The sequence below is a fragment of the Paenibacillus swuensis genome, from assembly GCF_001644605.1.
GTDB lineage: Bacteria > Bacillota > Bacilli > Paenibacillales > DY6 > Paenibacillus_N > Paenibacillus_N swuensis.
Map to the genome: position 1 here is coordinate 369121 of NZ_CP011388.1, position 13057 is coordinate 382177.

Annotated in this window: 11 protein-coding genes; 2 read left to right on the top strand and 9 right to left on the bottom strand. The window is 43.3% G+C overall.

Annotation, left to right across the window (positions count from 1 at the left end):
• Window positions 1-15: 15 nt before the first annotated feature.
• The 7 genes from SY83_RS01690 to SY83_RS22955 all read right to left on the bottom strand — a co-directional run bounded on the left by SY83_RS01690 (window position 16) and on the right by SY83_RS22955 (window position 9499).
• Window positions 16-948 (bottom strand): PD-(D/E)XK motif protein, encoded by a 933-nt coding sequence (locus tag SY83_RS01690; protein WP_197479936.1) that lies wholly within the window; start codon window positions 946-948, stop codon window positions 16-18.
• The gene (locus tag SY83_RS01695) at window positions 935-3652 is read right to left on the bottom strand and encodes a Z1 domain-containing protein (RefSeq protein ID WP_068603654.1); all 2718 of its coding nucleotides are present in this window, start codon (window positions 3650-3652) and stop codon (window positions 935-937) included. Before SY83_RS01695 ends, SY83_RS01690 begins: the two co-directional genes overlap by 14 nt.
• Entirely contained in the window at window positions 3652-5106 is a 1455-nt protein-coding gene (locus tag SY83_RS01700; RefSeq protein ID WP_068603657.1) for an ATP-binding protein, read from the bottom strand. The genes SY83_RS01695 and SY83_RS01700 overlap by 1 nt, the downstream gene beginning before the upstream one ends.
• Before the next feature lie 2 nt (window positions 5107-5108).
• Window positions 5109-7553, bottom strand: a complete 2445-nt coding sequence (locus SY83_RS01705; RefSeq protein ID WP_068603659.1) for a DEAD/DEAH box helicase family protein — start codon at window positions 7551-7553, stop codon at window positions 5109-5111.
• Window positions 7546-7872, bottom strand: coding sequence for a nucleoside triphosphate pyrophosphohydrolase (locus tag SY83_RS01710; RefSeq protein WP_068603663.1), 327 nt, complete (start codon window positions 7870-7872; stop codon window positions 7546-7548). The genes SY83_RS01705 and SY83_RS01710 overlap by 8 nt, the downstream gene beginning before the upstream one ends.
• Window positions 7873-7980: 108 nt before the next feature.
• Window positions 7981-9219 (bottom strand): vWA domain-containing protein, encoded by a 1239-nt coding sequence (locus SY83_RS01715; RefSeq protein WP_068603665.1) that lies wholly within the window; start codon window positions 9217-9219, stop codon window positions 7981-7983.
• A 115-nt stretch (window positions 9220-9334) separates the two neighbouring features.
• Window positions 9335-9499 (bottom strand): hypothetical protein, encoded by a 165-nt coding sequence (locus tag SY83_RS22955; protein ID WP_157279762.1) that lies wholly within the window; start codon window positions 9497-9499, stop codon window positions 9335-9337.
• A gap of 157 nt (window positions 9500-9656) precedes the next feature.
• Here SY83_RS22955 and SY83_RS01720 point away from each other — a divergent pair, with 157 nt between their 5' ends.
• Entirely contained in the window at window positions 9657-10352 is a 696-nt protein-coding gene (locus SY83_RS01720; RefSeq protein ID WP_068603667.1) for a 3'-5' exonuclease, read from the top strand.
• A 32-nt stretch (window positions 10353-10384) separates the two neighbouring features.
• Here the strand turns inward: SY83_RS01720 and SY83_RS01725 are convergent, their stop codons facing one another.
• Complete coding sequence (locus SY83_RS01725; protein WP_068603669.1) at window positions 10385-11212, bottom strand: phytanoyl-CoA dioxygenase family protein; 828 nt, start codon at window positions 11210-11212, stop codon at window positions 10385-10387.
• Between the two features lie 81 nt (window positions 11213-11293).
• Between SY83_RS01725 and SY83_RS01730 the strand changes: the two genes are divergently transcribed.
• Complete coding sequence (locus tag SY83_RS01730; protein ID WP_068603672.1) at window positions 11294-12217, top strand: helix-turn-helix transcriptional regulator; 924 nt, start codon at window positions 11294-11296, stop codon at window positions 12215-12217.
• Between the two features lie 10 nt (window positions 12218-12227).
• Here SY83_RS01730 and SY83_RS01735 read toward each other — a convergent pair whose 3' ends face one another.
• On the bottom strand, window positions 12228-12845 hold the full coding sequence (locus SY83_RS01735) for a TetR/AcrR family transcriptional regulator (protein ID WP_082882250.1): 618 nt from the start codon (window positions 12843-12845) through the stop codon (window positions 12228-12230).
• Window positions 12846-13057: the final 212 nt, after the last annotated feature.

A 13057-nucleotide genomic window follows, 5' to 3' on the forward strand; every position in this document is an offset into this window, starting at 1 on the left:
TGACCTCCAAATAAACTAATGAACAACTTTCCATGCTTTAATCGAAGCAAGGTCTAATTTATAACTCGCTTCTGTTATGTGAACAGGCAAACTAGCTCTCGTTATCTTTGGAAAACCATTAACGACATCATACTCATCAGGAATATTGTTAAATTTGTACCAAATAGCATTATATCCTGGATTATATACATACCCTGCTTTGAGAAGCTTATCTTTAAAAGTATCAGATGAGTCTAAACATAGCTTGTTTAATATGTTCTGGACTAAATGGTTGATTGTAAGAGCATCTTTAGCGTTTGGAGCAGTTTCATCTATTCTATAAACTATTAATTTACCAGGCAGTAGATTATCTAACTGTTCTATAGAAGATATACTTACCTGATTTGAGCTAACTGTTGTTGCTTTAACTTCTGCCCATCCAGTAGAGTAGAAAAAATCTTGGTCAGCTCCTTCTGGACCCATCCAAGCTTGAATAGACTCCAGCGCCCCATTAATATTATTTATCTGTTTATCAAGGTAAAGCAACTCACCGAATAGCCCTTTTAGTTTTGACCCATCCATGATTCCAGAAGGAGTTGCTTTTAATAGATTGAGCCATTGTTTATACCTATATAGGACTTTTTCCAATCCATCTTGATTGCTATTAATATTGCGTGAATATTCAATAAGATCTATACATAACAGTTCATATACTTCTTCATGTTTTGGATTAGTTAAATTGAATAGTATTGTCCATTTATTATCAAATCTTAAACGACATGTTACTTCAATTGACTCAGATGAGCGAATATTTGTAGGTTGTCTATTACTTATTAACAATAAACTTTTGTTATATGGGTCTTGATACCCCAAGTACCATTCCATTTTATGGGTTGCATCAACTCTAATATATCCTGATTTATCGGATATACTTTCCCACTTTTTTTTGATTTCTTCAGTATCCATCATCGTCGTCCTCATCATCATCTATATCCATCCAATTCCTAAGCTCTACAACGTTTACCATATAATTCACAGTTTCCACATTACCAATACCGGGTATACCAATGCCTATTGCGTATAATATATCAGGAATGTTCTTTCCTTCTTTTTTACTTTCAATAATATGTAACATTAATAATGGATTTCTGTCTTCTAAGAGATATTCACTATCAGGAACATTCTTGTCAGGATTATTAGCCTTGAAATTCTTGTCAATTTCCTTAATTCTGTCTAGGGACAAACCTGCTCTAGTTAAACCGCCAGAACCTACCCTGACTTTTGTTCCCGAGATCCTTAACATACCGTCTGATTCGTCTACTGTGCGTTGTTGCAATTTCGTTGAGAAGTTGCCAATTGCATCAACTAAATCAAGCTCAATATCACTAGAACCTGAAGGTAAAATTACATCCCACGAACTTAATTCTGATTTATTATCTATGTAACTGGCTAAAGCTTTACCCTGAAATGCCAAATGCCATGGATGAGTATCAAAGCTACTAAGTAACTCTACAACTAAATCCTTTTTTACACCTCTCCACAAAAAACCTTTAGGTGAAGAATTAACTTCTCTTGTAACGTCGAGACTTGCTAAAAACATCTTAAAAGCTTTTTCATTTGCATGTAGAATCTCCGGTTTAGATTTTAATCTTGGAGTCTCCAACACTTTTCCTGTAACTGATATCGGCCGGCTCACACTTGTTCCAGATCTCATTTTATTCCTTGCTGTTACCAGTAATGAATTAGGATCTTGTCTTACTTTAAGACCAAAATCTCTTGGCGTTTGTCTGTACTTATTCATCTTGCTTATTTCAAGTTTCAGCTCATTTGCTGCAGATGTTATATAGCCGTACCAGTCTATGGCATCTTTCGCCATCCATACTTTAAATAAATCATCGTAGTTTGGTCTGTAACCAAACCATCTCCCCATTTGAAGTAAAGTATCATACATCTGTGAGTTACGATAAAAATAACTTACGCATAGCCCTTCTAAGGTTAGTCCTCGTGATAGACTGTTTCCTCCAACTGCTATAACTCTGAATCCATTGTCTCTATAAGCGTAATAATTCAGGCTTGCAGCTCCAGTTTTCTGGTTTACTGCTCTAACTTCGATAGGTGATATAGCCTTATATAAATATTCCTTAATTAACAACATCCAGCTTACAGCGCATTTCTTCTCGAGCTCATATTCATCCCAAACATTCTTAAGGAAAACAATTGAACCAATTTTATCCCATTGTCTTTCATCAAGTCCTCCATAATTCCTTATGTCAGATTTCACTTGATCAATCCATACATTAATATTTTCTTTAACTGAGACTTGCACATCAGTGAATCTACTAACATTTATTAGCATAGATCTATGTTCATTATTATCCTTACGTACATCTCGTATTGCATTAACTAGCATAAAGTACCCTATGGCAATATGAAGGCTTGTAGGTAATAAATCCACTTCATGATTTTTCTTATGCTTAAATGGTAAGTAATCTTCTATTTCATCAGTTTCAATTTTAATTAAACTACCATAATATTTAGGTTCATCTCCGAATAAGGCATCTGCACCAATGTAACTAGTAGGAGGTGATAATACATATATAAAATCTCTAGGGAATAAATCATCGCCTAACATTTCTTCGGATGTTTCAGGATTAATAAATATATTAGCAAACGGTGTAGCCGTAATTCCAAGATAGGAGGCTCTATAAAATCTCTTTAGAATTGAACGTATAGCAGAATTTATGGCAGTCGGACTTTCATCTTCTTTTTTAGTATTTACAGATGCACTATCTGCTTCATCATCAATAATCAAAAGAGGTAAATCAATCATTCCATTTTGATCAGCATTGTTGGAACAAAGCCAACTTTCTAAATTTTTGAGAATTTGTTTATTCTTCTTTACAACAAATAATGCAGGTTCATTTATGTTCTTTAGTGTCAAGTCATTACTGTTTAATATTGAAGAGTTGAAGTCAAAGAGTACAGTTGTAAATGCTGAAATTCTTTTAGTTGAATCTATTTTCCCAACTCCGTCAAACACATTCTTCACTTCTCGATTGCCTTTAATTTTTAATAAATCTTTACTTAAACGCCCAGCAAATTCTTTATCTAATCGTTCCTGGGTTTGCATTCTTAAATTTTCCATTGTTCCTGCAAGCACAATAATCACCTTGTAACCGGTATCTGCAGCTTTATTACAAATAGCAGTATAATTAGCTGTTTTACCTGATTGAACATCTCCTAATACTAAGCCTCTTCGTTGCCAAGAATTTATGTTTTTAGGATCTCCAAGTAAATCTACAATTTCACTAGACACAATATCTAGGTTTGAAGTAACTCTAGTATTCCAACCTTTTAAATCTTCAAGGTATCTTCTATAACGTTGCCAATAATAAAAGTCTGTTTCTGCACGACGGCCTGGCAACCAAGATTGGTGATCGCTGTGTTCATCGGATATGTATACTCCGACATCCATTGCAATCATTAATGATGACTTTAATTTCTTAACAACATTTTCGAATTCATCATCTGACACTGGATACAGAAGATTTAATGTATTCCGCAATGTCGTAGCTTCTGACATAAAATCCTCTTCATTTGGAGGTGTATCCGGAAATTTAGTATTTATTGCTGCCCATATAAATTTATCTAGAGTTTGTACATTGGGATTCATTAATTAACCTCCTGCATTAATCTCTTTATTACTTCTGGGTGTTGATTAAAAGGGTCAGATATAGAAAGCCTGCCCAGCATTTCGTTCTTTTCCCTTTTGTCTTTACATCCACTTAAAATATGTTTTAGCATTTTAAGGATCTCAGCATCCATAATGTTTTCTGTATTTGTAATTTGTTCGTCATTTGTCAGATCTACATATAACTGGTTTAACGGTAGATTAGTTTCTATTTGCCTTATTAAATGATTCAGTGATTGTTTCTCCGATTTATTTAAATTCTCAAGTCCATCAAAGAGTAAATGATCCCTATTAATCTCATAGAATACTCCTTTACCTCTAGTAATTATTCTATTCCACATATGTATATTCGAATCGTTAGTTTCTTTTTTACCACGGTATGTCCATGTCCTTTTGCTGCGATCAGCTAATCTTTCAATGACAATTGATAAATTTTTTTTTACAACTTCGGGAGGAATAGCCATGGATTTCTTAATATCAAGCGTCCATAGGTAGTCAAGGGAATTAGGTATATCAACACGAACTCGTGCTAATTTTGACATTTCGTCTTGCCGCATCATATTAAACCATGTTCCTGAAACAAGCAGCCTTTTGTTTCTGTAGATGTAAAAACCTTGTTTCTTACGCAATCCATCTTTTCCACCGAGTTGTTCTAGTTCTAATTGTGTGAGGTTAGAGATATGAGGTAGTATAAATGGACTTACCGTCACTTTCTTTCCTTCAATATTAATGACTTCCTCTTCCATGATCTGGTTGCTTTTCTCTACTAAAAATGGATCATTTGCTTCAACCTTTAAATTATTAATAGATATTTTAATTTTCTTTAATCCTTTTTCACCTGAGATATACCTGTGAAACACTAAAGAAAGATGGTTTCTAACAGTGTCCATATATTTGCCCATGCTTAATTCAATATTTTTCTCACCCAAGATAAGTCTATCTAGATCCTGCATTATAACTAATGTCCCAGCCTTAAGTAACATAAGCTGACTAACTTGAGGTAATTCACTCACATCATCCAGGTCTAATAGCTTTAGTGACCATTCTCCTGTATTAATCACCAGATCCAAATCCCATTGAGCTCCTAATAATGATGAACCTACTTTAGTTACAACTGTGAGTTTTTTGCATTGTGAAAGCGCAGCTGTTTTTAAACCGAGACCGAACCTTCCTAAGTCTTTAGTTCCTCTAGTGGCCGTTGGGTTTTTGCTTCCGTATCTCATCGCATTTATTAAACTATCTTGATCCATTCCATGTCCGTCATCAAGAATAGATATATACGGATTGATTGGAAAAAAGGCAATATCAATATTCGTTGCTTTCGCAGCAATACTATTATCAATTATATCTGCAATTGCAGTTTCTATAGAGTAACCAATCGACCTAGTTGATTCCATCAACACTGGGGCAAATGGAGGTACTGATATAATATTCATTTCTACTTCCCCTTTGTATTAATAAACAATGTATTATTAACTTTTCTTTCAAAATGCCAATGCAATCTATATTTACATATTTGCTCAACCCAAACGTATATCAATTCTGATGAATCAATATTATTCGGAATGTTAAACTCAAATCTTCCACCCTCAAATGACACTAACCCCTTAGAACTCCCACTCCATTTGGTCATAGGCATCCTCGCGATTAACTTGGCTACTTTAGCCTCATCATAATCCCATAACTTCTTTGTTTCAGCATCGGAGAAATCAATCTTCTTTCTATAGTCCTTCTCCATATAGAAGCGATGGAAATAGGGTGCAACTTCTTCTGGGGTAATAGCATCCGCCCAGTGATCTGGTCCGCGCTCCAACATGGCTGCTAATACAACCATCTTGTAACTCTTGGTCATCACAGTTCCTTCGACCTCACGGATCCAATCTTGGTGTTGCAAGTACACCTCAACCTCGTGCTCATCTAATTCCCCTGCCCAATGCAGGAAGCCGAGATAAGACTTAAATTCCTGCACATACTCCCGGCTATTCGCATGTCCATGGAGGTGTAATTCCAGATAGGTTGGACGTCGTCCAAGCTCACTCTTTAGCTTGAAGTATGAGAACTTAAGGTTATCTTTCCTTGGTTGCCGCTTCCGGAACAGTTCCTCAAGTAGATTGATTACTCTTAATTCAAGATTGATTTCGCAACTAGCCACTGTAGAAGGCACAGCGGATTTATTATTACGTTCCGTACTCTCCTCTGCAATTTGGAACAGGCTCATCTTCAAGTCAGCGTAACGATAGTTCCCGATCAGGTCGATGATGGAGCAATGCGATTTGCCCCCATGTAACCTTAGGCCCCTGCCCACTTGTTGGGTGAATACGGTTAATGACTCGGTTGGTCTTGTGAACAGTAGTGTATCTACCGATGGAATATCTACACCCTCATTAAACAGATCTACGGTGAAGATCAGCTCCAACGTCAAGTCCTGAATCCCTTGAATTGCCTGAACTCTGGACATTTCTCTTGTATTGGAATGCAGAGCCAGAGCTTTAACACCTTTGCCCTTGAAGAATTGCGCCAAGAAATTTGCTTGCCGAATGGATGAACAGAAGCCGATGGTTCGTGTTTGCTTATGTTGTGTCCATGCCTGATATATCTTCTCCGCCATATCATCCTTGAGCTGCGCCGCCAGTAATTCTTCCTCGTCATAGCCGGAACCAACCCAAGGGATAGCACTATAATCCGTCTCGTCATAAACCCCGAAATACCGAAATGGACTTAACCACTGTTGTTGTATTGCATCCAGAAAATGCAACTGATACGCCACATTCCCATCACAAAGGCCATATACATCCTTGCCATCCATCCGATCAGGTGTCGCGGTAATCCCAAGCATGAACTCAGGCTGGAAGTACTCCAGCACCGATTGATACGATCTGGCCGCAGCATGGTGAAACTCATCCACAATGATAAGATCAAAGGCATCTGAATTGAACCGTTCACGATGCTTCTTCATCCCAAGTGTGTAAATGGATGCAAACACGCAATCCGCCGTCACATTCTTCTCTTGCCCGTTATAAAGTCCGACGGAACGATCGGGTAGCACTCTATGGAATGAAGCCGAGGCTTGTTGAAGAATTTCTTCGCGATGGGCTACAAACAGAACTCTTTTATAACTTTTTGCAAAAAATGCGGCCAAATACGTCTTCCCAAGCCCCGTTGCCATCACAACCATGGCCTTGTTATAGTCTTCCTCTACGGTTGCTGCTAGAGCCTCAAGGGCCAACTGTTGGGCAGGACGGGGTTCAAGGAAGGTTATTGTTTCCTCAATAATAGGTTCTGTAATCGCAACAGGTGCAGAAGTATGTAACTCCAGTTCATCTAACTCGATCACCAGCCTCTCAAGCTCTGGATTTCGTTGTTTGTGAATCTCGTATTCCTTCTCATATTCCGCAATGGTCAGTTCGTTAAGAGGGACTGTCCACTCATGATGGAAATTGTGCATGAATTTATCCAGTGCATCTTGGAACGTTGTCGGCTCCGCTTGAGCATTCATTGCTAGATTCCACTCAATCCCTAACTTAAACGCGGAACGGGACAAGTTGGATGAGCCCACAATAAGCAAGCCCTCATTCTCTTCAAAATCAAGCAGGTACGCCTTCGGATGAAAGGATGCACCCCGGCTGCGCCATAATCGGGCTTCTATTCTCGGGTCGATCTGAAGAAGCTTTCTTAGGGCATCCGGCTGCGTAACAAAAAGATAATCCCCACCCAACACTTTAATCTCCGTGCCGTATTGAGCGGCCTTCCTTAAGTGTGGGGCAAGGATCTGCACGCCGGAAGCCATAACGAACGATGTCATGATATAAATCGATGTGGCTCTCTCTATCGCTGGGATTAGTTCATCTGCCAAGTTCTCTGTAATCAGTTTGATATTAGGCATCTTGAACGTCGATCAGGAAGATCCGGTCGTTGAATCCTCCGCGTTTCTCTGCTTTAGCCTGACGTAGTTGTTCCAATTGTTGAGGTGTGGAGCCGTGAACGGCGGTCAACGCATGAACAAGCTCAAGCAAATCTGCTAACTCCTCAAGGGATTCTAGATCCGTGCCTGCTTCAAGGTATTCATTGAGCTCTTCCCCAAGTTTGTTGCGAAGTTCTACTACATACTCCGCGTTATCCAGGATGCGTGTGTTATAGGTTTTACCGCTATTATTTATAATTTGAGGGATGAGATCCCGGACAAGTTTGTTGTAGGTTGGCATGGTGTAATCTCCTTTATTATGCGTCTAATGAACTATGTAAGGACTATATTCGACAAGATCGCCTATTATCCTTTTATCACCAGTTAAAGAGTTTATTCCCTCCCACACCTACCCCCGCCGCCTACTCCGATACTTCTGTGCATGCAGCTCTTTCCGCATCCCAGCCGAATACTCGAAGTTCTCGAGCTTCTCATACAACAGCTGCGACTCCTCGCGTAGCACCACGTTGTCCGTCAGGATCGCCTGTGCCAGCAACGCATCCGCCTGATGCTTAAGGATCTCCTGCCCCTCGTTCAACTCACCGCTGTCGAATGCGTGCATCGCCCGCTCGATTGCCTCGGCGCTTTTTGTAATCTGAACTTGTTGATCAACGTAGGGGTTCGCGGGTTGGTCCAGAAGGTCCACATTTTGCGTATAATGCGCCTGGATGTCCATGTTCTCTTCTACCGCTTGCACGGTTCCTGTCACGTCCATGTACTGTAACGCTGCGCCCAACACTCTGTGGATGCCGGCCGATTGGCGGGTAGAGCTGATCTCGATCAATAACGATTTCACCTCATGATGATACAGGTCGCCTAACTGGAACGTGAGTTTGTTAGAATCACCCGCCGGAATGCCGTAAATATTCATGATGCAGACATGGGGTTCGGGGGTGAGTTGGAGTTGGAGATTTTGCGCGAGAACGGTGAGGAGTCCTTCCAGTTCCTTATGAAAGATAAAAGGAATCCGCTCCGCCTTATCAATATAGTAGAAGTTCCCGCCGCCGTTCTCGCTGATTGCTTCCAGCACCTCTTCGTCGAAGTTCTCGCCCACACCCATGGTGGTCACGCCGATGCCCGCGGTTACATACTCTTTGGCGATACTGCCCAGTTTCTCCGGTTCGATAATCCCACGGTTCGCTTGGCCGTCAGACAGCAGGATCACCCGGTTCACGTACCCTTCCCGCTTGTTCATCGCTACATACTGCAGCCCTTTCAACAACCCGCCGCTTATGTTCGTGCAACCGCCCGGCTGGATCGTCTGGATTCTCCGCTTCAACTCGGACTTGCGCTCGGCGAACTGTGGCTCGAACACCGTACTCACCTCATCCTCGAACGTCACCATACTGAGCATATCCCCCTCGTTCATCTGGTCGACCACGAACTGGCAGGCTTTCTTGCTGTACTCCAACGGGTTCCCCGACATGGATCCGCTCCGGTCCAACACCAGGCAGAGGTTCAGCGGCGCGCGCTCCTTGACCTTCTTATCTCCAATGCCTTTCATCTCCAGCAACAGATACTCCTTCTCCACACCCGCTTCCGGCCAAAAAGGGCGATTCCAAGCATACGTAAACTGTACAGGTTTCATAGGTACATTCCTCCATTTTTATGTCTTTGCACCCATCTTACCTGAGACTTATGTCACGGGGATGTCAGAGATCATATGTTCTTGCCTATATAAAAATAAAAACCCCGGATCGGGGTTAAAGTTCTCTCGATTTCCATAGACCATAGATTCCCGCCGATAAACTGAAAATGATACAGAATATATTAAAAGCCTTCTCAAACGGAGACATCCAAGTATCATGGAGAAAGATGAGTGAAATGCCGCTCGCCAGTGCCAGTATAGGTAGTAGTCGTTCAGACATCCTATGACCTCCTTTCGTACTTGCTGATATAATGATCTTACACAACACTTTTGACAACTGTATGTCATCAGATCATGCGTTCGCTGACAACCCAACGTCTCATTTCCCTGCTATAATAGACCTATATACATATACCTTGGGCCAAAGGATGATGACCTTGAAGTTTATCATTTATGATCTGGAGTTTACGGTGCTGCGGAACAGGCAGCATCTGTCGGAGATTATTGAGTGGGGCGCGGTGATGATGCGCGTGGATGAGGCCGGCGGTGAGCTCTATATGGCGGATTTGTTCCACACCCATGTACGTCCGCGCAATCATCCGAATCTGTCGCAGATGACCCAGCAGTTTACTGGCATCACGCAAGAAGATATGAAGGATGCCCCTTCCTTTCAAGAGGCCGTGGAACAATTCCGTGAATGGGCGGGTTCGGACGAGGAGTACTTCCTGTGTTCCTGGGGCAACGACGACCGGTTCCAACTCATGCGCCATTGCAAAGACCAGCAGATGGACCTGACCTGGATCGCAAACCACAACGACCTACAATACTCATTTACCAAGAAACACAGTGAAGACACCCGCCAACGCTATGGTCTCAAAAGAGCGCTTGAACTGCTGGACTTCCCCTTCACCGGACGGCAACACTCGGGGCTGGATGACGCGTTCAATACGGCGAAGATTTTCCGTCACCTTTACCCGGAGCTGAAGCTGGAGCGCAACATCGCTTCCGAGGAGCAATTGGTTGCATCCGAGACGGTGTACAGCACGGAGGAACCGGAAGGCAATTTCCCGCTTAGCGGATTGAGCGCCCTGCTCAACTTGAAGATCGACAAAGAGCCTATGCCTTCGGCATAAGCTCTTTTCTTTGTGCGCGTTTATGCAGCTGTTTACGCTTTATAAATCAGAGGATTCAGCACGCTGTTCACTTCATCCCCCGGCTGCAAGCCCGGCATCCAAGTCCGCAAATCACCCTTGCGCGCGTTCGTGTCCGGCTCAATGACTTTAGTGCCGTCCTTGACGTAGATGACGGTCATCACTTCCCGCGTGTTCGGCGTCGGGTTGCCCGGCGCGCTGTGCAGCGTCCATCCCGCATGGAACGTGGCATCCCCGGCGGTCATCGCGCCATAACACACTTGCGGCAGATTCTCACCTTCGATGTACTGTTTCAGCGTCTGGTGGGATTGATCGGAAATCTCCAGCTTGCTGATATACCCCCGGTGGTGCGAGCCAGAGACGAAGGTCATGGATCCCACTTCCTCGGGAATATCCACGAGCGGCATCCACAACGTAATGGTCTGGTCCGTATCGACCGGCCAGTAGATCTGATCCTGATGCCACGGCGTATGTCCGCCGCCCGGTTCCTTGAACAGCGCCTGGTCATGGTACATCCGAACACCGTATACCCCCATCAACTCCGCTGCTACTTTCGCAAACCGCCGGGCGAGGACGAAGGACCTTAGCTTGTCGCTTTTTTCCCACAAATTCTGTATCTGCAGAAAAGCCTTCCCATACGTATCCCGCTCCTCCAAAGGCCGCGTTTCCCGGTTCAGCCGAATCACTTCCTCTTGAATGACGGGTCTGTATGCTTCCACCAGGGGGCGTGACGCGAGCTTCGGCAACAGGATATGTCCCTGCGCCTGGTAAGCTTGAATCTGCTCCGCGGTTAATGTATAGTCCTGCTGTAATTCTTCGTTAAGTTGAATAATCTCGTTCATGCGTATCCACTCCTTGAGCTCTGATTAACCCCATGATACTATGGATTTATTCGTATAGCTTTGCAGAATGGAGGCATAAAGTTGGACTTTTCCGATATCCCAAAGAATGCTCCCCAGACCTATCCGATCCTTCGGGAAACCGACTTCGGCGAGGTATCCCCGAGCGTCCATTGGGCGCAGCTGCATACGACGCGCAAGAAGCAGGAGTATCCGCTTCGGCGCATCTATGATCACGAGCTGCTGCTCTTGCTGGACGGCCGTCTGACCGCGCGCATCCACGATCGGGAGTTCAGCCTGTCTTCAGGCGAGCTTCTATTCATCCCCGCCGGTGTACCGCACGAGCTCCGTGTGCATTCGGAGGAGGCTTTGTTTTTGGGGGTGCATTTTGACTATTATGATGAGTTGGAGATTGCGTATGATTTGGATATTATCGTGGATGAACGGTCGCCCCGAGTGGAGGATTTCTGCGCGGAGGCGGTGATGCCGGGTTGTTCGCCTTGGAGCGCGAGCCCGGTGCTGCCTTACAGTTCGGAAATTCTGGCGGACATGCAGCGCCTGATTCGCGAATTCGGTTCGAAGCTGCCCGGCACACCCGCCGTATGCAAAGGGTTGATGCTCCAGATCCTCACGGGATTGTACCGCATGCAGATGGATCAGGCGCAAGCGCTGCCCCCGAATGCCGGGGAACGCTTGTCCGTTGTGACTTCGTGGCTGGAAGAGCATTACCGCGAGCCCTGCTCCAACCAGACGCTGGCGCGGCTCATTCATGTACATGAGGACTATATGGCCAAGCTGTTCAAGCAGATGTACGGGATGACGCCGAACAAGTATCTGCAGTTCATCCGTCATCGGAAGGCGAAGGACCTGCTTCGGCACACGGATCTCACGGTGGAGGAGATCGGACGGGATGTGGGTTACGAGGATTTGCATTATTTTAGCCGGACGTTTCGCAAGTGGGAAGGGGTATCGCCGAGGGGCTATCGAAACGCGGATCTGTTCTATTAGCGTGAAATCATTACTTCTTCAACCCAGCCGCGAAGAACGGACCGTTAGCCATCATAGTCGTCAGGATCCGAGCCATTTCTTGAGGAGACTCCTGCCTGCCGCTTTCCAACCATTGTTGAATGACTCCTATGATGGCGGTCCCCATGTATGCAGATAAATACATTCCTGGAACCAGTGAATTTTCTTCTTTAATAAACGCGTTAGAATTATTCCCGTACAGGGTTTCCCACATAAACTCTTTCAATTTCGTATGAAACGATAAATCCCCCCTCGGACCTAAGACAGCTTTCATAAATTCACTGTTTATATTTAAATACTCAAATAATGAAACGGTTAAGGAGAAGGGTGTTAACGTCTGCGTGTCTGTTTCAAGTGCAGCTATTACATCCGGGAATTCTTGCTGAGTAATTCTGGACATATCCACCATAATTTCCTCTTCACATTTCGTCAGCAAATCAAATTTGTCTTGATAGTGCGCATAGAATGTACCTCTGTTGATCCTCGCTCTAACCGTAATATCTTTAACCGTAACGGACTCAAAACCTTGCTCATTGATTAAGTCTACTAATGCTTGCCGAATCGACTCTTTGGTCCGAATGACACGTAAATCATGAATATTGCTCCGCAAGAAAACTCCTCCTTTACATTTTACCCAACACATTGATTACAGGTGTTCCGTAACCAACACATTCGCCATTATTAGTGATTGAACAGAATCGGTTTCGGTCCTATACTTTGACTTGTAATAAACAACAGGTTGTTCATTATTATATCTTATTCGTTTCAAAATAAGTAAAATGTTTCACCCCAAATTGGGAATAATGAAAGGAAGGTAGATGG

Excerpts from the sequence above, each read along its gene's own strand:
- SY83_RS01705 (WP_068603659.1), bottom strand. The coding sequence starts at position 7,553 with ATGCCTAATATCAAACTGATTACAGAGAACTTGGCAGATGAACTAATC.
- SY83_RS01715 (WP_068603665.1), bottom strand. The coding sequence starts at position 9,219 with ATGAAACCTGTACAGTTTACGTATGCTTGGAATCGCCCTTTTTGGCCG.
- SY83_RS01710 (WP_068603663.1), bottom strand. The coding sequence starts at position 7,872 with ATGCCAACCTACAACAAACTTGTCCGGGATCTCATCCCTCAAATTATA.
- SY83_RS01725 (WP_068603669.1), bottom strand. The coding sequence starts at position 11,212 with ATGAACGAGATTATTCAACTTAACGAAGAATTACAGCAGGACTATACA.
- SY83_RS22955 (WP_157279762.1), bottom strand. The coding sequence starts at position 9,499 with ATGTCTGAACGACTACTACCTATACTGGCACTGGCGAGCGGCATTTCA.
- SY83_RS01700 (WP_068603657.1), bottom strand. The coding sequence starts at position 5,106 with ATGAATATTATATCAGTACCTCCATTTGCCCCAGTGTTGATGGAATCA.
- SY83_RS01690 (WP_197479936.1), bottom strand. The coding sequence starts at position 948 with ATGATGGATACTGAAGAAATCAAAAAAAAGTGGGAAAGTATATCCGAT.
- SY83_RS01695 (WP_068603654.1), bottom strand. The coding sequence starts at position 3,652 with ATGAATCCCAATGTACAAACTCTAGATAAATTTATATGGGCAGCAATA.